The organism is Alteromonas sp. AMM-1 (assembly GCF_047290655.1).
GTDB lineage: Bacteria > Pseudomonadota > Gammaproteobacteria > Enterobacterales > Alteromonadaceae > Alteromonas > Alteromonas mangrovi.
The window spans coordinates 23,013-44,877 of the sequence record NZ_JBLBUE010000016.1; the positions used below are offsets into that span (position 1 = coordinate 23,013).

Here is a 21,865-nt window from a genome sequence, read left to right on the forward strand (position 1 = left end):
CAAGTTTATTGCAAGCTAATTATTGAACGTTTTTTAATCTTCATTGCAGAGTAGAGAATGAAGGAGCTGACGCAGGGATGCTTAAATACGATAAGGGGAATGGGTAGACAATGTGCCTGATGAGTGACGTGAGTTAGTCGTGAACCACCTGATTACGCCCTCCGGTTTTAGCCTGATAGAGCAACTGGTCGGCACGGGTGAGCATGTCATGAATGTTGGGCGAGGAAACCGTAGTCAGGCCGATGCTGGCGGTAATATGCAAGACTTGCCCTTCTGCATTTACCGGTTTGGCGGCAATGAATTGACGTAGCTGCTCTATACGCTTAATGGCTTCCTGTGCGGATAAATTGGGTAAGTAGATACAGAATTCTTCACCGCCAAAGCGCGACACAATCAGGTCGCTACAACTTTGCGCAATGCGCTTGGCTATCGCTTTTAACACAAGATCACCCGCGTCATGGCCATAGGTGTCGTTAATTCGTTTAAAGTGATCGAGGTCGAGCAGGGCAACGGATTGGTGCTTAATTACAGATTGCTGGCATTGTTCTACGGTATAGAAAAAATGACGACGGTTGGGAAGTCCGGTTAAATAATCAGTGTTCGCGGTACGACGAATGGTTTCCACTTTTTCGATTAAATCAATGTTTAGCATAATCCGGCAGAGCAGTTCTTCGTGGCAAAAGGGTTTGCGCACAAAGTCATTGGCACCGCTTTTGATGAACCGGGCCGACAGCAGGTTATTTTCGTCTTCAGACAGCCCCAGGATCGCCAGGGATTCCTTGTTGTGGGTTTTGCGCAAATGTGCCACAAACTGAGTCGGTAATTCGCCTTTTACTTCGCTGTCGATCAGCAGTAATTTCACGTTTGAGTAAGTCGACAGCAAATCTTCAATGTCAGACGTATTAGCGCATTCAAACGTAATAAAATTGTGGCGTCGCAGCAGTGCGGCCATGGCAGTGCGATTTTGCCGTTTGGGATCCGCCACAATCACGCCAATACCCTTGTTTTTTTCAAGTCTGGCAAGTAGCCGCATCAGGTAATCGAACACCTGTGCGTTTTCTTTGGGAATATAATCCACCACGTCTTTGGCCAGGATCACACTGCGTGTTTCGGCGTCAACGCTACCCGTAGAGACAATCGTGGGAATAAAGCTTTCTATTGCGTAATCAATGGCTTCGCCATGAGGGGCGTCGGGCAAATGGTAATCTACGATGGCGCACAGGTAGTCTTCGGGATCGCTGTGTAAAAATATATGCCGGGCTTCGGCCAGCGTAGTGGCCACTACCGGTTTAAGCCCTGCTTGTTCTACAAGTTTGCGAAGCAGCGCCAGACTGGTGCTGCTGTCTTCAATAACCAGGACCTTTTGTTGCATCGACAAACCCTCATGCAGGTTCAAGTTTCGCGAAACTTAACACCAGCCACTTACTGCCAAACTCGTCAAAATTAACCTGAACACGGGCATGATCCCCGCTCCCTTCATAGTTTAGCACAACTCCTTCACCAAACTTGCGATGTCTTACGCGCTGCCCTAACGAGAACCCGCTTTGCTCGAAACTTTCGTGAGACACGGCGCGGCTGAAGCGATTGGGCACGGGCCGTGATACAGTGGTTTTAAGGCGAATTTCTTCAACACAGTTCACCGGGATTTCGCGCAAAAAGCGCGACGCTGTGTGGTATTTTTCCTGGCCATACAGGCGGCGCATTTCAGCGTAGGTCATGAAGAGTTTTTTCATCGCCCGGGTCATGCCTACGTAACAAAGACGGCGTTCTTCTTCCATGCGACCGGGCTCTTCGTTAGTCATCTGGCTGGGGAACATGCCTTCCTCTACTCCGGCCATAAACACCAGCGGAAATTCCAACCCTTTGGCGGTGTGGATAGTCATCAGTTGCACTGCGTCCTGTTCGCCGCTTGCCTGAGTTTCACCTGCTTCCAAAGAGGCATGCGCCAAGAAGGCTGCTAATGGTGTCATTTCATCGGCTTCTTCCGGCACCACAAATTGCTTACAGGCGGTTACCAGTTCTTCTAAGTTTTCCAGTCTTGCCTGGGCCTTTTCACCCTTTTCAGCCTGGTACATGGCGTACAAGCCCGACTGTTTGAACGCGTATGCGGCTTGTTCTTCCAGTGGCAGTTCGGCGCAGGCTTCGTCCATGGATGTGATCAGATTTATGAACTGCTGAAGTGCGTTAGCAGCCCGCCCAGTCAGCGCTTTTTCCTGAAGCAACTTCAGACTGGCCTGCCACATTGAACAGTTTTGAATTCTGGCGTGTTCGCGAATAGTGGCGAGGGTGCGTTCACCCAGTCCCCGGCTTGGCGTATTCACAACCCGCTCAAATGCCGCATCGTCATGGGCGTGGCTCACCAGTCGCATGTAACCCAGGGCGTCTTTGATTTCCTGGCGTTCGAAAAATCGCAAACCACCGTAAATCCGGTATGGCAGCCCCTGATGTAATAACGCTTCCTCAAGTACCCGGGACTGGGCATTGTTGCGGTATAAAATGGCACTCTCGCGCAATTGATTGCCCTGGTTATGCCAGTCTGCTATTTGCGAAATAATAAACCGCGCTTCGTCCAGTTCATTAAAGCCGGCATAAATGGAAATGGGTTCGCCGCTGTCTCCCTCTGTCCATAGCTCTTTACCCAGGCGCCCCTGGTTGTGTTCGATAACCGCATTGGCTGCTTTGAGAATGGTACCGGTTGAGCGATAGTTTTGTTCCAGACGAATAGTTGCAGCATCGTTAAAGTCGCGCAGGAAGTGCTGAATATTGTTTACATTGGCGCCGCGCCAGCCGTAAATGGACTGGTCGTCGTCGCCTACAATCATAATATTGTTGTCGTGACCGCAAAGCAGGCGCAGCCAGGCGTACTGAATGTTGTTGGTATCCTGGAATTCGTCTACCAATACCGCTCGGAATCGGCGCTGATAGTGGCTCAGTAAGTCCGGGTTCTTTACCCATAATTCGTGGGCACGCAGCAACAGCTCTGCGAAATCGACTAACCCTGAACGGTCGCAGGCGTCCTGGTAAGCGGCATAAATATCCCGCATTTTTTGCTGCGTGTGGTCGCCATGGGTTTCGATATGCTGCGGCCGCAGGCCTTCGTCTTTATTGCCGTTGATATACCACTGAATTTGCCGTGGTGCCCAGTGCTTCTCATCCAGATTCATGGCTTTTAGAACACGGCGCACCAAACGGTATTGATCATCGGAGTCGAGGATCTGAAAGTTCTCTGGCAGGTTCGCTTCGGCATAATGTGCGCGCAATAAACGGTGAGCCAAGCCGTGGAAGGTACCAATCCACATGGTATTGAGCGGACGCCCCATCAGGCTTTCAATGCGCCCGCGCATTTCTTTGGCTGCCTTGTTGGTGAAGGTGACCGCTAAAATACTGTAGGGTGCGATGTTCTCGACTTGCATTAGCCAGGCAATACGGTGCACCAGTACACGGGTTTTACCACTGCCGGCACCCGCCAGGATCAGGCTGTTAGACAATGGCGCGGCAACGGCTTCGCGTTGTTTATCGTTTAATTCGTCGAGTAACTCGGAGACATCCATAGAGAAAAATGCCTGTATTTTTATTCAGGGGTTAGTTAATGATGAGAGTATGCCATTAATGCGTTGTGCGATAAACCTTAATGCCTTCGTGAATAACGCGGTTAGGCAATTGTTATCACTACAACACGGTGAAAATATAGTCATCTTTATGATATGCTCACGCGTATTCAATGTAGTTAGCCATTAAATGAGCAGAAAACCACGCGGTTTATCGCTTGTGATGGGTTGGTGTACTTGAAATTTAAGTAACAGTTACTATCTTCGCGGGGTTATCCGGTATTTTGTCCGCTTTTAAACATTGGGAAAGTAATATGCAAGCAATGACCGCAACAACCGATTTCTGGCTTACGCTAAAGCAGGAAGCCAAACGTATTGTTGAGCAGGAACCGCTGTTGGCGAGCTTTATTCATGCCTGTATTCTCACCCACCATAATTTTGAGTCGTCGCTGAGCTTTATTTTATCGAATAAAATGGCCGACGATGTGATGCCCGCACTGGCGATTCGCGAAGTGTTTGACGAAGCCTATTTGCTTGAACCGGCCATTGTTGATGCCGCCATTGAAGATATCCGGGCGATATTTAATCGCGATCCAGCGGTAAAGGATTACCTTACTGTGCTAATTCACTTTAAGGGATTTCAGTCGGTTCAAGTGCATCGTCTGGCGCATTATTTATGGCAACACAAACGCTATCAGCTAGCGTTATTCCTGCAAAGTCGCAATTCTGAGGCCTTCGCGGTAGATATTCACCCCGCTGCCACGATTGGCAAAGGCGTGATGTTCGACCATGCAACCGGCATTGTGGTAGGCGAAACGGCAGTGATAGAAGACAATGTGTCGATACTGCAAAACGTAACGCTGGGTGGTACCGGTAACGAAAGCGGTGACCGTCACCCAAAAATCCGTCAGGGCGTAATGCTGGGCTCCGGCGCGAAAATCCTCGGCAATATTGAGATTGGCGAAGGGTCTAAAGTGGGCGCCGGAAGCGTTGTGCTCAATGATGTACCTCCGCACGTTACAGTGGTAGGTGTACCTGCCAAAGTGGTGGGCCGACCCTGTTGTAGCCGCCCGTGCGACTCCATGCAACAGAACGTACTGGAAGATAATCAGCCTGTTGATTAGGCGCAGCTAATGAGGTCCCGGACATTGCTTCGCCATTCCGGGAAGACGTGAGTTGTTTAGGTCCCGAACGTTGCTTTGCCATTCCGGGAAGACGTGAGTTGTTGAGGTCCCGAACGTTGATTTGCAATGCCGGGAAAGCGGGAATTACTCAACCAGCGTTAATAATTCGTCCAGATACGACAATTGAATGCCTGGTAACACAGCCAGTTTTTCCGAGCGCAAATCCATTTTACGATTACAGGCCAACCACGAGGTTTGCATGCCTGTCCGATGCGCTCCCAGGACATCTTTAATCAGATTGTCGCCTACGTGCATGATCTGCTGCGATGGCAGGGAAAGGTATGCTATGGCTTCCTCGAACATATCAGGATAAGGCTTGCGGGGACGGGTTACACTGGCGTGTAAGGTTAAACTGAAATACGGTGCCAGGCCTATCTTATGGGTATCCACATTGCCATTGGTTATAGCCACCAACGGGACCTTGTTTGCGAGCTTTTGCATTACGGCTTTAACACCTGGCGCAACCTCGAAGTCACTGCGTACGGCGTAGAAAAAGTCAAACAATTCACTTGCTGCCTGGGCGCGTTCGTCGTCCGGTAGACCCGTTTTTCCCAGAGCGGTAAACAGGGTTTGCCAGCGCAGTTTACCCATGTCCGATGCCAGCTTTGGATTGTTGTTTATCAGTGCTTTTTTAATGGCAAACCAATCGTCGTTCGTCATTGAACGCAGTGCCGGGTAGCGCTGATGAATTTTTTTATTCAGTTCGGCGTCGGCGTGACGGATAACGGGTTCGTTATCGTAAAGGGTGTCGTCAAGATCAAACGTAAAGGCTTTAACCGGATAGATCGGACGATAACATTGCATTACAAACTCCAGAATAAAAAACTACTTTTTGCGCGCCCGCGGATGCGCGTTATCGTATACCTTGGCCAGATGCTGGAAATCCAGATGCGTATAGACCTGAGTGGTGGATAAATTGGCGTGCCCCAACAACTCCTGTACAGCCCGCAAATCGCCGCTCGACTCTAATACGTGCGTTGCAAAAGAATGGCGCAACTTGTGTGGATTTACGCCTTGTCCCATAGCCTGGCGCTTGGCCATTTCGTTCAACCGGTTGGCTACCTGACGGTTTGATATGCGATTTTGCCGTTTGCTGATAAACAGCGCTGAGGTTTCTGTAGTCAGCCAGTTGCGGCGCACAGGTAGCCACCTGGCAACGGCTTCGCGGGCTTTTCGTCCCACTGGCAACATGCGCTGCTTGTTGCCTTTACCAGTAACGCGTACCTGATGATCACGGGTGAAATCGAATACATTGAGAGAGGTCAGTTCACTCAAACGCAAACCACAGCCGTACATGAGTTCAAACATTGCCTGATCGCGGATCAGCAGGTCTTCGTCTTCATCTTCATTGAGCAACACGGCCATATCGTCTACCGAGAGTTGCTTTGGTAAGGGTTTATCAGCCTTGGGTGCGGAAACGCCGTCTACCGGGTCGCTATCTAACACACCCTGCTGCATAAGGTAGTTGCTGAACGTCCTTAATGCTGAGAGTCGCAGTGCAATGCTGCGTGGATGTAAGTGTTGCTTTCGCGCGCTTGCCAGTGCCTGTTTCACTTTGGATTGGGTGAGTGCCTGCCAGTGTTGCAGATCCAGAGAGAGTGCTACCTGAGTCAGCTGGCGCTGATAGTTACTGAGTGTATGAGACGACAGGCCGCGCTCATAGCGCAAAAATGCCAGAAATTTCTGCAACCAGTGCGCGCAATCGGGAGCAAGCTGCAGGTCAGGCACTGCGGCTTCTTTGCGCATTAGTAGGGCAGTTTGGTAGGTAAAACGTAATTGAGCACTTCGCGAAGTTGATTCAGCAGCAGTGTATCCATATCCGGTGTGAAATGATCAGCATTGCGACTGCCAACAGCCAGAATACCCATGTCGCGAAGATTGCCCAACAGGATCAGTGCGGCAGATTCTGCTACCTGACCACCAAACATTAACTGGCGTTCGTGCTCACTCAGGCGGCCAAAGAAATACGGTGAGTCTTTAAAGCGTTTTTCCAGAAACAAACGGCGTTGCAGTTCTGGCAAAGCGTTGGGGCCTTTGAATGATTTAAATTCAACCGTGGCCAGGCCAAGGTCTTCCTGCAGGGTTTCCTGTAGAGCTAATAAGATATCGGCCAGGGTGTGACAGGTTAATAACCGGAGGTTTAAGTCGGCATAGGCGCGGTATATTTTTTCATTTTGCTTGGCAATGCTAATTAGCTGAGTGAGTTTGTAATTAAGCAAACGCACTTTCTTACGCAATTGTTCGCTTTGAATTTCTACCAGCGAAACGCTGCCTTTTTGAGCATGAGGAACCTGTAATTGTTCCAGTATGCTGGGGTGTTGAATGAAGAAATCAGGATTCTCGATTAAGTACTGGCTAACTTGCTCCGCCGTTACATCGCCGACTTCCGGAAATTCGGTATCGAACTGTAATGAGGTATTGCCCTGACCTGCTAAATCATTCATATAGTTATTGTTCCGTCGTATACATGCTCGGCTGGGCCTGTCATTTTTAACGGGGTACCCGCACCCTGCCAGCGAATTCGTAAACTGCCGCCGGGCAGATCAACCCGAACGTCCTTGCCTAATTTACCCTGAATCTGGCCTATTGCAACTGCTGCGCATGCGCCGCTGCCACAAGCCAGTGTTTCGCCCGCGCCGCGCTCAAAAACACGCAGGCGAATATGTTCTTCATTCACAATTTGCATAAAGCCAACGTTAACGCCTTCAGGAAAGCGCTCGTGGCGTTCTAACGTAGGGCCAATCGTACCCACTTCGGCTGTATCTACATTGTCTACTTCCAGCACGCAATGTGGATTACCCATGGATACCGCACCGCAAAAATGCGTGTTGTCGTCGGCGCGAATAAGGTAGGTTTTTTCCTCCTTATTGGCTTTCAGCGGTATCTCAGCCGGTGTGAAGTTAGGAATGCCCATATTCACTGTAACCTGGCCGTCTTTTTCGAGGTACAGGATCATCTTACCTGCTTTGGTGCTCACCACAATTTTATTGCGGTTGATGAGCCCCTTTAATTTTACAAAACGGGCGAAACAACGGGCACCGTTGCCACACTGAGAGACTTCGGAGCCATCGGCATTAAAAATACGGTAGTGAAAATCCTGGTCGGGATCGTAGGGAGGTTCAACCATTAGTAACTGATCGAACCCAATACCAAAATTACGGTCGGCGAGTTGCTGAATTTTCTCTTTGGAAAAGAAAACATTCTGGGTAACGTTATCAATGACCATAAAGTCATTACCCAGCCCGTGCATTTTAGAAAAATTTACCAGCATTTCAGCGCAACAATAATTATTAGAATTCCCCCTAGTTTACGTAAGTTTGTGCTCTCCTTTCCAGAGATCTTTTAGATTTTCTCGTTCACGCACAACATGAACGGTATTTCCTTCCACCATTAGCTCTGCGGGACGGCAGCGGCTATTGTAGTTAGAGGCCATAACGAAGCCATATGCACCGGCACTTCTTACGGCTAAGTAGTCGCCACTTTCGATGGCAAGCTCGCGGTCTTTTCCAATAAAATCACCGGTTTCACACACCGGTCCTACAACGTCGTAAGTGTATGTTTCGCGCGCTAAACCTTCTTCAACCGGAATGATGTTCATCCAGGCAGAGTACAATGAAGGGCGGATAAGGTCGTTCATGGCCGCATCTACAATGGCAAAGTTCTTTTCAACACCGGATTTCACAAACTCTACTTTGGTTACCATAATACCGGCATTCGCTGCGATGGCCCGGCCGGGTTCCATAATGAGTGTGAGTGCTTCACGGCCTTTCATTTTTTCTGCAATCGCGGCAGCGTATTCACGTGGATGCGGCGGTGTTTCGTTACGGTACGTTACGCCTAAACCACCACCTACGTCTAAATGCTTGATATGAATACCTTTAGCAGCCAGCTCGTCGATGAGTAATAACAAGCGTTCCAGCGCATCTACAAACGGGCCTGTTTCGGTAAGCTGTGAACCAATGTGGCAGTCCATACCCACTACATTTAAGTGTGGCAGGCTGTTAGCCAGCTCGTAAACAGCGATGGCGCGTTCGCGGGCAATACCGAATTTGTTGGCTTTCAAACCGGTAGAGATATACGGGTGGGTTTTCGCATCCACATCAGGATTAATACGGAGGGAAATGGGGGCTTGTTTGCCCAGTTTGCCTGCTACATCGTTGATGCGGTGGAGTTCCGGCTCCGATTCCACGTTAAAACAATGAATGCCTTCCTGTAGCGCAAATTCGATTTCTTCCGGCGTTTTACCTACGCCCGAAAACACTACTTTGCTCATGTCGCCACCGGCAGCTTTTACGCGCGCCAGTTCGCCACCCGATACGATGTCAAAACCTGAGCCCAGTTTGGCTAGCACACTTAATACGCCAATGTTTGAGTTCGCTTTAACGGCATAGCAAATCAGGTGTGGGTGGTCGCCTAATGCTTCATCAAATGCTTTCCAGTGGCGCTCAAGTGTGGCGCGGGAATATATGTACAGTGGCGTGCCGTACTGGCTGGCAAGGTCTTTTACACTGACATTTTCGGCGTGCAGCGTTTGATTTTGATAACTGAAGTGATCCACTAGCGAACATCTCCGGATGAAGAGGGAGTTGCTTGAGCAGCGTTATTGGCGGGTGTAGCAGGGGCTTCTTTGGGCAAATACAACGCACCCCGATATCCACAGGCACTCAGCATACTTACCAGTGCCACTAGCATACAAACACGTTTGGTCACGCGCCAACTCCCAGAGCAAAGAAAAAGAAGCCGATATCATCGCAGAGCGAAATTAAAATGCAAGCGACATCAGCCTTTCACGCGTCTTTGGACCAAATTTAACCTGTTGCCACAGCGCATTGCAGAGTTGTCGTGTATCAGACCAGTTACCCGCTACCAGCCAATCGAGCATTGGTGTGGGATCGGTGGGAAATTCAATGCCTTCGTTTTCTGGTTCACCCAGCCATTCTTCCACGGTATCGGTATCCAGTTGATACAGTGGCTGACAGAGGCCCAGGGTAATTAAGGTACGTAAATTGGAGAGTTGCTCAAACTGACCATGCAAAGGCTTAACCAGCAGTTTTTTGCCAAGTTGCAGTGATTCGCTGGCGAGTTCAAAGCCACCATTACTGATCACGCCTGAGCAGTGTTGCAGTGCTTGTCGGAAGCTGGGCTTTGAAGGGGGATTCCATTGGATGTGACCCTGCACAGACGGCGCTTTGATTTTAGGGTGGAAGCACACAAACTGCTGTTCGGTGAGGGGCTCCAATAACTGCTGGATGTCCCGAAGTTCTTCAAATGGCAGGTAAACCAATGTATGCGCTTTACTGGGATGCATGGCAGGTTTATCAATAATAAACGGCGGCACTATGGGTTGATCAAAATGGTACCAGTGAACGCCCAACTGGATGTCGGTAGGAGCAAATGCCCGCATAATCAGCCGGTCACTGAAGCTTTCGCCTTCACGCGGTACTTTATAAGCAAACGCAGCCTGGTGACTCACTGATATTGACGTGAGCCCTTGTTGTTTGGCCGCCCAGGCCGTAATGGGTTCAAAATCGTTGAGCAGGACATCGTAGCCAGACACATCAAATTGCTTAATGTCGCGAATAAGCTGTAACGGCTTCGCCTGTGTAAGGGTTTGCCACTGACTGACTTTGCCTTTAGACGTAACAAACGTCAGGCCACTGAAAGTACGGTAGTTCCCAAAGCATTCCATATCAAAATAGTCAGCGGGCTCGCGACCCGAAAAGACAAAATCTACGTCGATATCATTTCGCTCAGCCATGGCTGCCGCCATAATGCGAGCGCGGGCAATGTGGCCGTTGCCGGTGCCTTGTACGCCATATAACACTTTCATATTAAACCAGAATAGTCAGACTCAGCTGTGCAATCGTGATACCTAGCAATGCACCAGCAATAACGTCGGTGGGGTAATGTACGCCCAGTAAAATGCGGGACAAACCAATTAAAGTGGCCCAGGAATACGCCAACACCGCAAAGGGCGGATAGAAATGCGCAATCATGGCAGCCATTAACCAGGCCGCCGCTGTGTGGCCGGAAGGCAGGCTAAACTTGTCAGAAGGGGTGACGTGTGCGGTAAGGTTACTGATAAAGTCGCAAGGTCTGGGTCGTTTAAATGCGCGCTTTAACATAACGTATACGGGTAATTCCAGGCCATAAGCCATTAACGCAGTGTACAGAAATAATTCACCGTATTGAGGCTCAAATCCCATCAGGGCCAGGCCAATGACTAAATACAGATAGCCATCGCCGGTGCGGGATAACCAGATGATTGCGCGACAGTCGCGATTCAGCGTTAATCCATACAGCCAGTGAAACAAGACAGTATCGTATTTAGTGACGCTTTTCAGGCCCATACCAAAGGCTCCTGTTAGTTGACTGTGTCAGGTTAAAAAGCCTCTGTGAAGTGTGGGTGACACTTTTGCGAAACCTTTATGACAATGTCAAATAACGAAATTAATCACACAATTTATTGATTTAACGCCTAGCTGTGAAGGTCACACCAGTGCTATGCTTGCGGTACACACGCATGTTTCTGATAAAGGTATTACCATGGACTACAACACTTCTGAGTTATGTGATTTATTCGCCGATAATGTGGATGTGGTGGAGCCAATGTTCACTAGTTACGGCGGTCGCTATTCGTTTGGCGGAGAAATAACCACGGTTAAGTGTTTTGAAGACCGTGAATTAATCGACCGCGTACTGAGCGAACCTGGTGAAGGCAAAGTCTTATTGATCGATGGTGGCGGCTCATTGCGCCGTGCGTTACTCGATTCTGAATCCGCTCAGTTAGCGGTTGAAAATAACTGGGAAGGGATTGTTTGCTACGGCTGTGTACGCGAGGTCGATCTTCTTGAAGATTTTGATATCGGCATTTTTGCAATTAATGCCATTCCGGTAAATGCTGAGACACAAGGTATTGGTGAAGTAGACGTGCCAGTAAACTTTGGCGGGGTGACCTTCCTGCCGGAAGATCACCTGTATGCCGACAGCACAGGCGTGATTTTATCGCCTGAGCCACTGGATATCGATTAATCCGCAAATACTGCGTTTAAATACGCGGCAATTCGAATGCCTGCCTGCTGCAAACGCTGTTTTGCAGTAGGCAAATGTTCATACTGATAATCCCAGGACATACGATTCGCGTCTTCAGGGTAAATCGTATCCCGAATCACCGTGCTTTCTGTAATCCATACTTCCGGGTCTGTTGTTGACCAGTTCTTGATGTCCTGTTCTGTGATTTTGCGATCCAGCCAGTTAGTCCATTCAGTGAACGACAGATCGTGTTGTTCCAGCATTTGCGAATCCCACACGCGGTGCAGGTTTGAGTCTTCCCAGAAAAAGCGCACTTTTACATCATTGCCGCCTTTGTCGGTACCATTACCTGCGTGTAAAGGCTGATGTAAATCGCCAATAATATGCACTATAAAACGCAGCGCTAATTGTTTGTCGGCCTTTGATGCTTTTGGATCTTTAAGCGTTTTGGTGAAAGACGCTAACGCTGAAGCGGCATCGCCCTGCTCTGGCGCACCTACTTCGTGGTAGTGTTTTCCGGCGGGCACAGTAACGTAGTGCCATGGCCCGGCGGTTTTCTGCCAGAACACATCCGGATTAGAACGCATATCGTCGGCATAGGTGGATGCTTCGGCCAGCGATTCATTGGGAATTAACGCTTCAATCTGTTGCTTTGCTGATGGTGTAAGATGACGCTCGGCGATTTCACCGGTGACACGGTGGCCGGTTTGACCCCAGCCTAATGCAGGTAAACTCATCACTATAGAGACTGCGCACACCAGTGAGGCTGATTTTGAAATAGCGCGTTGGAACATTCTGTCTTCCTTTGATACTTGTTATTTTGAATCGGGTTGATAACCCCAGCGTGCCATCAATGATTGGTCTACGCCCAGATGATCGAGAATCCTGGCAACCACAAAATCAACCAAATCACTGATCTGTTTGGGTTGGTGGTAGAAACCCGGTGCCGCCGGCATAATGGTTGCGCCCATCTTCGACAGCTTTAGCATATTTTCCAAATGGATCGTCGACAGCGGCATTTCCCGAGGTACCAGTATAAGCTGCCCACGCTCTTTGAGCACTACATCGGCGCTGCGTTCTATCAGATTATCACAGGCACCTATCGAAATTGCCGACAGGGTGCCGGTTGAGCAAGGGCATACCACCATTTGTTTCGGCGCGGCAGACCCTGAGGCGACCGGGGCAAACCATTCCTCTTTACCGCATACGCGAATTTGGCCTGGTGTTGCGTTAAACCGACGGGTAAAGAACTCACTGGCAGCGTCTGGTTGCGCAGGGATCTTCATATCTTCTTCAGTAGCAAATACCACTTTTGCGGCTGAGGAAATTAATACAAAGATTTCCTGATAGCCTGCGGCAACCAGTTGTTCCAGCAGGCGCAGGGCATAAGGTGCGCCTGACGCGCCTGTAATGGCAAGGGTGATAGACTTTTTCATAATGGCCTTTTTTACGCTTTACCGGCTAATACATCCAACAGCTTCTGATGGATCCCACCAAAACCACCATTACTCATTATTAGCACGTGATCGCCCGATTGTAATTGCGTGGTGAGCTGGTGAATAATGGCGTCTACACTTCTGAATACGTGACACGGTGCACTGCTTTGTTTGGCTAACTCTGACAATGACCAGCCTAAATTGTCAGGTTCAAATAACAACACTTCGTCGGCAGCTTGCCAGGAATCCACGAGTTGTTGCTTGTGCACGCCCATTTTCATGGTGTTTGAACGCGGTTCCAACACAGCAAAAATACGTGCGTTGCCTACTTTTCGGCGCAGTCCGTCAATAGTGGTGTCGATGGCGGTAGGGTGATGCGCAAAGTCGTCATATACGGTAATATTTTTAACGCAGCCCCGGATTTCCATACGGCGTTTTACATTTACAAATTCACTTAGTGCACCAACGGCATCGGGTAGCGTTACACCGGCGTGATGAGCCGCTGCGATGGCCATCAGCGCGTTATCCACATTGTGCTGGCCAAGTAACTGCCAGTGCACTTCGCCAACCTTATCCTGCTGATAAAATACTGAGAATGCCGAACCATCCTGATTGATCAGTTCTGCATGCCAGTGGCGGCCAAGGTATTGTTGTTCGCTCCAGCAACCCCTTGCCAGCACGGTTTGCAGGTTTTCATCGTGCTGCGGCGATAATACCAGACCCGTCGCTGGTACGGTGCGCACCAAATGATGAAACTGGGTTTGAATCGCTGCCAAATCGGCAAATATATCCGCATGGTCAAACTCGAGATTGTTCATTACCAGCGTGCGAGGACGGTAATGCACAAACTTAGAGCGTTTGTCGAAGAAGGCGCTGTCGTATTCGTCGGCTTCGATAACAAAGAAGGGGCTGGCGCCTACACGGGCTGATATACCAAAATTCTGGGGAATACCGCCAATCAGGAAACCGGGTTCCAAGCCTGCGTATTCGAGTATCCAGGCTACCATCGACGATGTAGTGGTTTTCCCGTGGGTGCCAGAAACACCAATCACCCAACGTTCGGTGAGCAGATTGTCGAGTAACCATTGCGGCCCGCTGGTATAAGGCAGATTGCGATCCAGTACATATTCTACCGCCGGATTGCCGCGCGACATGGCGTTACCAATGATCACCATATCCGCAACCGGATTAAACTGTGCCGGGTCGTAGCCTTCTGTGAGGGTAATGCCCAATGATTCCAACTGCGTGCTCATGGGCGGGTAAACATTGCGGTCTGAACCGGTTACGGTATGACCTAATGATTTAGCAATCGCGGCAATACCACCCATAAAGCTGCCACAAATCCCCAAAATATGTACTTGCATTAACCTTCCTGCAGTAATTTCATATCCGGATACTTTAACAGAAGCCTGCGGTGTTGCCTAAACATCTGATTTCCTTTCGGGGCCCAGTCAGTTTACAATCTATACAGGCTCGATTGCTGGCAGGCAGCAACGGAGAGAGCCAGCATTATGCCTCCCGTTTAATGCGAAGTTACCCTACACATAAAAAAGGCTTACGCAAATCATGAAACGACTTAACTCTCAACTGCAACAAGACGGCGCACCGCTTGAACTCATTCTGTTGATCAGAACCCTGCTGGCAGGCTGTAAGGAAATTTCCTTCCGGGTTAGCCAGGGTGCTCTGGCAGGTGTACTGGGTTCTACTCTGAGTGAAAACGTTCAGGGTGAAACGCAAAAGAAACTGGATGTGATTTCCAACCAGATACTGAAAGATATTCTAAAAGAATCAGGCTATGTTAAAGCCATCTCCTCTGAAGAAGAGGATGATGTTGTGCCATGTCACCCGGACGGCAAGTACCTGGTGAGCTTTGATCCACTGGATGGCTCATCCAATACGGAAATTAACAGCCTGATTGGTACCATTTTTTCGATTGCTCACGCACCACAGTGGATGGAACCAAACGATCCATCTGCGTTTTTGCAGCCTGGTACGCAAATGGTTGCCGCTGGTTACGTACTGTATGGCCCGTCAACTATGCTGGCCATGACAACAGGTCGCGGCACACATTTATATACACTGGATAAAACCCATGGCGGTTTCCTGCTGACCAGCGCCAATATTAAAGTACCGGCAGAAACGTCTGAATTCGCAATTAATGCGTCGAATCAGCGTCACTGGGAAGCGCCGATGCAAAATTACATCACCGACCTGCTGGCCGGTGAAGAGGGGCCGCGTGGCAAAGACTACAACATGCGCTGGGTTGCCGCGATGGTAGGCGATATTCACCGTGTGCTGTGTCGTGGTGGTATTTTCATGTACCCCTTCGATAAGCGTAATCCGGCCAAGCCTGGTAAACTCCGTTTGTTATACGAAGCCAATCCAATGGCCTTCCTGATGGAGCAAGCTGGCGGGTTGGCGTCTACCGGTGAGTGTCGAATCATGGAAGTGATGCCCACAGAAATTCACCAACGCGTACCGGTTATTCTCGGCTCAAAAGAAGAAGTTGAGACCTGCCTGAGTTATTACGACTAATTGGTTAGTAAAAATAGCCCATGAGTATGGCTGAAAATAGCCACATGGGTTTTTATTTTTGTTGTGTTGGCCTTATACTTGACGCACTTTTTTTTGATTAACTAAAGGACAATTAAGCATGAGCTTGAATGCCGTACCTGCAGGCAAGAAACTGCCTGATGAAGTAAACGTAATCATTGAGATCCCAGCACATGCTGATCCAGTGAAATACGAAGTAGACAAAGAAACCGGTGCAATTTTCGTTGACCGTTTCATGGCTACTTGTATGCACTACCCAACTAACTACGGTTATGTGCCAAACACGCTGTCTGAAGACGGTGACCCGGTTGACGTGCTGGTAATTACGCCTTTCCCTCTGCTGGCTGGCTCAGTAATCAAGTGTCGTCCAATCGGCGTTCTGAACATGACCGACGAATCAGGTAAAGATGCCAAAGTACTGGCTGTACCAATCGACAAACTGTCTACTTTGTACCGTGAAGTGTTTGAAACGACTGACGTTCAACCGCTATTATTGAAGCAAATCGAGCACTTCTTCGAGCACTACAAAGATCTTGAAGCTGGCAAATGGGTGAAAGTTGACGGTTGGGCAGACGCCGCCGCCGCTAAAGCTGAAATTGTAAACAGCGTTAAGCGTTACGAAGCAGGCGAATAAGCCGTTAAGCACGCTGCGCTTATCTGTTTGAAGGCTCGTGAAAACGGGCCTTTTTTATTGTTGAGATGTTCATGGTTAAGTTGTTGTCTTTTAAATTGATTTCATCAATCTTTTGGTTGTGTGTCGGCATGGGAGCTGCGACGGCGGCTGAGCCCATCGAATTGTACTGGGAAGATTTAGTTCCAGCGGGCTTTAATGAACTGGCACCGGGAAAAACCGATCACAACAATAAAATGGCGCAGGTACAGCCTAATGCGCCAGTGGTAGAGGTATATAATAATAAGCGGGTGAAATTGCCCGGATTTATTGTACCGTTGGAAGGCACCGCAGAACTGACCACCGAATTTTTACTGGTACCGTTTTTTGGCGCTTGTATTCACGTTCCACCACCTGCGTCGAATCAAATAGTGTATGTCAAAATGGACGAAGGTGTGCCGGTAGAAAATCTGTATGACGCGGTGTGGGTAGAGGGTGTATTCAATACCGTGCGTTGGGAGGGCGACATTGCGGCAGCAGGTTATAGCATGCAAGGTAAAACTGTAACGGCATATTAATCAGGCGGGGCTGTGCGTTGCATATTGCACCTGCTCGTGCGATAACAGGCATTCATACCTACAGGTTCAGGGAGAAACTGATGTCGGAAAACGTGCTGTTAAGCGCCTCATTTAATCCAGCGGTAAAACAATACTGGCTGATGAGCTGGTTACTGGTGTCGGTACTTACCTTAATAGGTATCCCTTTACTGATTCTTTCTATCCCCATTTTTTTGTTGGTGAGCGGTAAAATGCTCAGCGCAATGTCGGCTACGCTTACCGAGCGCAAGCTGGTAGTCAAACGCGGTATATTGTTTAAGGTGGAGAAATCCATCCCGCTGGAAAAAATAACCGACGTGGCAATGAGTCAGGGGCCACTCATGCGTGCTTTCAATTTGCAGCGCCTGAGCTTCGAAACCGCCGGTCAGTCAGGGCCTGGAGCGCTGGTATCGCTAATTGGTATTGTTGATGCTGCCGAATTCCGGGAGGCCATATTAACGCAAAAAGACAATATGACCGCCAAACCAATATCCAGTAAGACAACAGACGATGCAGGTGATACCGGGTTGGAGGAATTAACCGCTAGCGTAAAACGCATAGAAGCCTTACTGGAAAAGCTGGTGGCAGCTAAATAATCGCAGTGCCACCTGCTGTGTTTATGCCGTTTCCGGAATGGCCCGATACTGGAAGTCGCGTAACGTGACTTCACCTTCACCAACGCAGTAAAGCGCCACTTTCAGGCTCAAAAATCCTCCGAAAACATTGTGATGCATGCCAGACACTTCCATTCTGGTGCCATGCAGGTGCCAGGTTTTACCGTTATCGAAAGAAAAGTGATACGTTACCACGTTGCGATTATTCGTTAATTTAAACCGCACATCCCGATTGCTAATGGGACGTCCTGCCCACTTGAGTTCTTCAGCATACTGATACAGTTTTAACTCTTGTTGTGTAAAACCCAGTCCAACATAGGCCTTGTGATTGTAAAACAACAGGATACCTGCTTCCGCAGCGGGGGTGTCCGACAACTGCATGGCAACTTCCACTTCATAGGACCGGTCACTTACCGGACACGTTAAAGGTGCGCTGTTGGCAGGTGAACTGCCATGCGCCGCTAAATGCAGTGCTTGGTTGCCATACCGTACACGCGACATTTCTTCAGGGCGCGGATCATGAAAACTCCATTGAATGCCGAATTTGTTTTGGCTGAAGTCATCGGATAAGGCAAATCCAGCGTTTGAGAGCGCCTTTTGCGTAGGTTTGGGTAATGGTTTAGACAAGTCGCCGCCGGTTGCATAAAACCAGCCGTCATCGCGCCATTCAATGGGTTCCAGCAGGGTTTGGCGGCCCAGTGTTCTGAAGCCGTTTTCGTATCCGTGATACACCATCCACCAGTCGCCTTCAGGCCCTTGTACAACCGTTGCATGTCCTTTCGACCACCAGGGTTCTTGTTCAGATTGGGTGCGTACCAGCGGATTGTGCGGACAATGCTCCCACGGGCCGTGAATGGACTTTGAGCGCGCGGCGATTACCATATGGCCAGTTACCGGGCCTGCAGTGCCACCAACGGCGGTAACCAGGTAAAACCAATCGTTATGATGGAATAACTTTGGGCCTTCCGGTGCAAAGTTTTCGACTACCCAGTCGCTTGGATAGCGCCAGGGGTCGTAGGCCATTTCCAGCTTACCGTCGGTAGCCAGTCCATCGTCGGTTAATCTGATTTTGCGGATGCCATTCACAAAGAGATAGCGTTTGCCGTCTTCACCTACGATATGGCCCGGATCGATACAACCGTCGATATGCAGGTTTACCGGCTCGCTCCAGGGGCCGTCGATGTTGTCTGCCCAGATAGCATAAATCGACCAGCCTTCACCTTTCGGATCGGCGGGAATATAGATGAAGTAACGATCATTGTGCTTACATAAATCTACCGCCCAGATAACCCCCAGCGAAGTGGTCAGTGCGGGCCCGACAGGTGCCCAGTTAACCAGATCTTTGGAGTGCCAGATAATTAATCCAGGATAAGAATAAAACGACGAAAACGTCATGTAGTAATCATCACCATCTTTTAAAATGGTAGGGTCGGGATGATCGCCGCTTACAATGGGATTTAAGAAGGTGCCGTTACCTAAATCGGCTTTGCGTTGCCCCTCCACACCCGGTGGCCAGGCACGCATGGGTGGCTGGCAATTTGCTGTTGCGTTACCTGCGGCGAATAATGAAAAAGGCGCAATGGTGGCGCCAGCGGCAATCGATTTTAACAGGTTACGTCTGCTGGTTGACATAAGCACTCACTATCCTGATTGATGACTTGCAGACTGTTGTGGTCGGCACAATGAAATAGCACAGCTTAAAAAGCCACCAGCATTTCTCATTTACTTAATTTGTTAGTGTGTTTGCGAAAATTGTGAACGGCGCTGCGAGGCAGGAAATATCGGCCAGTCAGGCATGTATTCAACCAAAAAAGCATAATCATGAATAAATATGCATAAATTTAGACTTTTTAATAATACGTGTGTCAGGTATATTTTTGCTAAAAATACGCTTCGTAAAAAATAATTCTAACATCGCGCGGCTCGGGCCGGGTTTGTCGAATCACTGAACAGTTTTCGGCAACAACGTCCCACAGAAATAAAATAAGCCTTGAATAGAGGCAGATAAATCCAAAACTCATTATTACAATTCAGGACAACAATATGCGTAACTGGCTTTTAGCTGTTGCTTTACTTTTGCCGTGCTCGGCATTCGCGCAGGAATCCGCCGACAGTGGTGACACTGCCTGGATCCTTACTTCTACCGCACTGGTGTTATTTATGACCCTGCCAGGCTTATCGTTTTTCTACGGTGGCCTGGTACGCAGCAAAAACGTGTTGTCTGTGCTCATGCAGTGTTTTGCCATTGCATGCGGCGCATCACTCATTTGGTTAATTGCGGGATATAGCCTGGCTTTCACTGAAGGCAACAGCTTTATTGGCGATTTCTCTAAGGTGTTTCTGGACGGCGTAACCAAAGACAGTTTGTCGGGTACTATTCCAGAACCATTGTTCTTTATGTTCCAGCTTACTTTTGCCGTTATCACGCCTGCGCTGATGGTAGGGGGCTTTGCTGAGCGTATGAAGTTTTCTTCCGTGCTGATTTTTGCGCTTGTGTGGCTGGTGCTGGTGTATTTACCTGTGTGTCACTGGGTGTGGGGCGGCGGTTGGTTAGCGCAAATGGGCCTGCTGGATTTCGCTGGCGGTACGGTTGTGCACATTACGGCAGGTGTGGGTGCGCTGGTGGCCGCACTGGTTATTGGTAACCGAAACGGTTATGGCAGCTCGTCTATGATTCCACATAATCTAACCATGACCGTTGGTGGTGCAGGTATGCTGTGGGTAGGTTGGTTTGGCTTCAACGGCGGGAGTGCTGTGGCAGCTAACGGTGACGCGTCCATGGCTATGCTGGTTACGCACATCAGCGCAGCGGCAGGTTCGCTGGCGTGGATGACACTGGAATGGGTGAAATATGGTAAGCCGTCTGTACTGGGTATTGTAACCGGTATGGTTGCGGGGTTAGGCACTATTACGCCGGCATCGGGATTTGTTAGTCCGGCAGCGGGTCTGGTGATCGGTTTAACGGCTGGCGTAATTTGCTTCTACTGTACTGTGTTGATTAAGCAAAAGTGGAAAATCGATGATTCGCTGGACGTATTCCCGGTGCATGGTGTGGGCGGTATTTTAGGCACACTGCTTGCCGGTGTATTCTGTTCACCAGAGCTAGGCCTGTTCAGCGGCTATGGTTTCGGTGGCGACAACACCAGTATTGGTGATCAGGTAACTGTGCAAATCATTGGCATTGTAAGCGTATTTGCTTACACCGCGGTGGTGTCATGGATCCTGCTGAAAGTGGTATCGGTGTTAACCAAAGGGTTGCGCGTGGATACCGAAACAGAACATCAGGGCCTGGATATTTCCAGTCACGACGAGCGCGGTTACAACCTGTAATTCAGCTGTGGTTATTCCTTTTCGTCAATGCACCGCTAGCCGGTGCATTGTTGTTTTAGACGATGGCATTAATTCTGAGCCGAGCTTTGAGTGTTTAATCAAATCATTTTTTGATTTGATTACCGAGCGCAATCACATCATATGATGTTTCTGCATGGAAAAGGTAACAGGCAAACGGCCCAGCGATGGGCTGGAACTCTAAGTATAAATACCGGTGTACTGTTGATTGTGAGACTGAGATTGTGGAGTGAAAGTCGGGTTCTCAGTGCTAACCATACAACTGTTCAGCGCGATTAAACAGCACCCAGGAGGTGAGGATATATTTGTTGTCTGAAACCGGGATTTGGCCTCGGTGAGTGTGAGTAAAATAGGCAGGGGCGATCACCATGCGGCCAGCTTTTGGCTGAATCGATACATTTTGATAATAAAAATCGGTACTGCCGCCTTCTTCTACGTCATTCAGGTAAAACATAAATAGCAGAATGCGGTGCAGGGCTTCGTTGTGTGGTGCCTGCGGAAACACCTCTGAATGCCAGTAAGGATAGCCGCCATGGCCTTTTTCGTAGCGCTGGGTGTTGATATCGCCCAATCGGAACAAGTGCTGAATTAACATCGGCAATTGCGGTAATCCCAGAGTTTCAAAGTTCTCTGACGTGAGTTTTACCGGTTGGCCAGTATTGGGATCAGGAAGCGTAAGTCCAAGCGGCCCTACAATGGCGAAGTAGTACTTTTTCAGGTAATTAAAAATGGCATTGCCACATACCTGAAATACCTGCTGGTGATAGGCCTGAAATTCCGGGTTTTGTGAAAAAGACACATCCATTGAACGCTTCTTGTCGGTGTCTACACCTCCACCGGTGCGCCCCGGCGCTAATTGCCCGCTGGCATCGAAAGTATTAATAATGTCGCTGCACAACTGGGCGGGTAACGCATTATCAATCACTTCAATGAATGTGGTCATG

At 49.1% G+C, this 21,865-nt stretch carries 22 protein-coding genes; 7 read left to right on the forward strand and 15 right to left on the reverse strand.

Annotated features, from left to right (window positions below; all coding sequences use genetic code 11):
• Nucleotides 1–133 precede the first annotated feature (133 nt).
• The gene (locus ACLR2L_RS05295) at nucleotides 134–1,372 is read right to left on the reverse strand and encodes a diguanylate cyclase (protein ID WP_413366327.1); all 1,239 of its coding nucleotides are present in this window, start codon (nucleotides 1,370–1,372) and stop codon (nucleotides 134–136) included.
• 10 nt (nucleotides 1,373–1,382) lie between these two features.
• Nucleotides 1,383–3,551 (reverse strand): DNA helicase II, encoded by a 2,169-nt coding sequence (gene uvrD / locus ACLR2L_RS05300; RefSeq protein ID WP_413366329.1) that lies wholly within the window; start codon nucleotides 3,549–3,551, stop codon nucleotides 1,383–1,385.
• Nucleotides 3,552–3,862: 311 nt separating this feature from the next.
• On the opposite strand from uvrD, the gene cysE reads away from it, so the two are divergent.
• Nucleotides 3,863–4,672 (forward strand): serine O-acetyltransferase, encoded by an 810-nt coding sequence (gene cysE / locus ACLR2L_RS05305; RefSeq protein WP_140961142.1) that lies wholly within the window; start codon nucleotides 3,863–3,865, stop codon nucleotides 4,670–4,672.
• A 144-nt stretch (nucleotides 4,673–4,816) separates the two neighbouring features.
• On the opposite strand, the gene ACLR2L_RS05310 is transcribed toward cysE, so the two are convergent.
• From ACLR2L_RS05310 to ACLR2L_RS05345, 8 genes are read right to left on the reverse strand one after another with little or no spacing between them, the layout of a single operon-like run.
• Nucleotides 4,817–5,536, reverse strand: coding sequence for an HAD-IA family hydrolase (locus ACLR2L_RS05310; protein ID WP_413366332.1), 720 nt, complete (start codon nucleotides 5,534–5,536; stop codon nucleotides 4,817–4,819).
• Nucleotides 5,537–5,557: 21 nt separating this feature from the next.
• Nucleotides 5,558–6,478: a tyrosine recombinase XerC gene (xerC, locus tag ACLR2L_RS05315; RefSeq protein WP_413366334.1), complete on the reverse strand. Its 921-nt coding sequence runs from the start codon at nucleotides 6,476–6,478 to the stop codon at nucleotides 5,558–5,560.
• On the reverse strand, nucleotides 6,478–7,176 hold the full coding sequence (locus ACLR2L_RS05320; protein ID WP_413366336.1) for a DUF484 family protein: 699 nt from the start codon (nucleotides 7,174–7,176) through the stop codon (nucleotides 6,478–6,480). Before ACLR2L_RS05320 ends, xerC begins: the two co-directional genes overlap by 1 nt.
• Entirely contained in the window at nucleotides 7,173–8,003 is an 831-nt protein-coding gene (gene dapF / locus ACLR2L_RS05325; protein ID WP_140961138.1) for a diaminopimelate epimerase, read from the reverse strand. The genes ACLR2L_RS05320 and dapF overlap by 4 nt, the downstream gene beginning before the upstream one ends.
• A 36-nt stretch (nucleotides 8,004–8,039) precedes the next feature.
• Entirely contained in the window at nucleotides 8,040–9,290 is a 1,251-nt protein-coding gene (gene lysA, locus ACLR2L_RS05330) for a diaminopimelate decarboxylase (protein ID WP_413366339.1), read from the reverse strand.
• On the reverse strand, nucleotides 9,290–9,442 hold the full coding sequence (gene lptM / locus ACLR2L_RS05335) for an LPS translocon maturation chaperone LptM (RefSeq protein ID WP_219993925.1): 153 nt from the start codon (nucleotides 9,440–9,442) through the stop codon (nucleotides 9,290–9,292). The genes lysA and lptM overlap by 1 nt, the downstream gene beginning before the upstream one ends.
• A 52-nt stretch (nucleotides 9,443–9,494) precedes the next feature.
• Nucleotides 9,495–10,562 carry an MJ1255/VC2487 family glycosyltransferase gene (locus ACLR2L_RS05340; RefSeq protein WP_413366342.1) on the reverse strand — a complete coding sequence of 356 codons (1,068 nt, stop codon included), beginning with the start codon at nucleotides 10,560–10,562 and terminating at the stop codon, nucleotides 9,495–9,497.
• Nucleotide 10,563: 1 nt separating this feature from the next.
• Nucleotides 10,564–11,082: a phosphatase PAP2 family protein gene (locus ACLR2L_RS05345; protein ID WP_181405237.1), complete on the reverse strand. Its 519-nt coding sequence runs from the start codon at nucleotides 11,080–11,082 to the stop codon at nucleotides 10,564–10,566.
• 196 nt (nucleotides 11,083–11,278) lie between these two features.
• On the opposite strand from ACLR2L_RS05345, the gene rraA reads away from it, so the two are divergent.
• The gene (gene rraA / locus ACLR2L_RS05350; protein ID WP_140961135.1) at nucleotides 11,279–11,764 is read left to right on the forward strand and encodes a ribonuclease E activity regulator RraA; all 486 of its coding nucleotides are present in this window, start codon (nucleotides 11,279–11,281) and stop codon (nucleotides 11,762–11,764) included.
• Here the strand turns inward: rraA and ACLR2L_RS05355 are convergent.
• Genes ACLR2L_RS05355 through mpl form a run of 3 tightly spaced genes read right to left on the reverse strand, consistent with a single transcriptional unit; the run spans nucleotide 11,761 to nucleotide 14,564 of the window.
• Nucleotides 11,761–12,558, reverse strand: a complete 798-nt coding sequence (locus ACLR2L_RS05355) for a S1/P1 nuclease (RefSeq protein WP_140961134.1) — start codon at nucleotides 12,556–12,558, stop codon at nucleotides 11,761–11,763. The genes rraA and ACLR2L_RS05355 overlap by 4 nt on opposite strands.
• A 21-nt stretch (nucleotides 12,559–12,579) precedes the next feature.
• On the reverse strand, nucleotides 12,580–13,200 hold the full coding sequence (locus ACLR2L_RS05360; RefSeq protein ID WP_140961133.1) for a flavin prenyltransferase UbiX: 621 nt from the start codon (nucleotides 13,198–13,200) through the stop codon (nucleotides 12,580–12,582).
• A gap of 11 nt (nucleotides 13,201–13,211) precedes the next feature.
• A complete protein-coding gene (mpl, locus tag ACLR2L_RS05365; protein WP_413366345.1) occupies nucleotides 13,212–14,564 on the reverse strand; it encodes a UDP-N-acetylmuramate:L-alanyl-gamma-D-glutamyl-meso-diaminopimelate ligase in 1,353 nt (450 codons plus the stop codon).
• A gap of 202 nt (nucleotides 14,565–14,766) precedes the next feature.
• Between mpl and ACLR2L_RS05370 the strand changes: the two genes are divergently transcribed.
• From ACLR2L_RS05370 to ACLR2L_RS05385, 4 genes are all read left to right on the forward strand, one after another.
• The gene (locus tag ACLR2L_RS05370) at nucleotides 14,767–15,735 is read left to right on the forward strand and encodes a class 1 fructose-bisphosphatase (protein WP_413366347.1); all 969 of its coding nucleotides are present in this window, start codon (nucleotides 14,767–14,769) and stop codon (nucleotides 15,733–15,735) included.
• Nucleotides 15,736–15,853: 118 nt separating this feature from the next.
• Nucleotides 15,854–16,387 (forward strand): inorganic diphosphatase, encoded by a 534-nt coding sequence (ppa, locus tag ACLR2L_RS05375; protein ID WP_413366349.1) that lies wholly within the window; start codon nucleotides 15,854–15,856, stop codon nucleotides 16,385–16,387.
• Between the two features lie 128 nt (nucleotides 16,388–16,515).
• On the forward strand, nucleotides 16,516–16,941 hold the full coding sequence (locus ACLR2L_RS05380; RefSeq protein ID WP_413366351.1) for a DUF3299 domain-containing protein: 426 nt from the start codon (nucleotides 16,516–16,518) through the stop codon (nucleotides 16,939–16,941).
• 80 nt (nucleotides 16,942–17,021) lie between these two features.
• A complete protein-coding gene (locus tag ACLR2L_RS05385) occupies nucleotides 17,022–17,555 on the forward strand; it encodes a PH domain-containing protein (RefSeq protein WP_413366353.1) in 534 nt (177 codons plus the stop codon).
• 21 nt (nucleotides 17,556–17,576) lie between these two features.
• On the opposite strand, the gene ACLR2L_RS05390 is transcribed toward ACLR2L_RS05385, so the two are convergent.
• Nucleotides 17,577–19,205 (reverse strand): family 43 glycosylhydrolase, encoded by a 1,629-nt coding sequence (locus ACLR2L_RS05390; protein ID WP_413366355.1) that lies wholly within the window; start codon nucleotides 19,203–19,205, stop codon nucleotides 17,577–17,579.
• Nucleotides 19,206–19,616: 411 nt separating this feature from the next.
• Here ACLR2L_RS05390 and ACLR2L_RS05395 point away from each other — a divergent pair, with 411 nt between their 5' ends.
• The gene (locus ACLR2L_RS05395; protein ID WP_413366357.1) at nucleotides 19,617–20,903 is read left to right on the forward strand and encodes an ammonium transporter; all 1,287 of its coding nucleotides are present in this window, start codon (nucleotides 19,617–19,619) and stop codon (nucleotides 20,901–20,903) included.
• A gap of 268 nt (nucleotides 20,904–21,171) precedes the next feature.
• On the opposite strand, the gene ACLR2L_RS05400 is transcribed toward ACLR2L_RS05395, so the two are convergent.
• Complete coding sequence (locus ACLR2L_RS05400) at nucleotides 21,172–21,864, reverse strand: 2OG-Fe(II) oxygenase (protein ID WP_413366359.1); 693 nt, start codon at nucleotides 21,862–21,864, stop codon at nucleotides 21,172–21,174.
• Nucleotide 21,865: the final 1 nt, after the last annotated feature.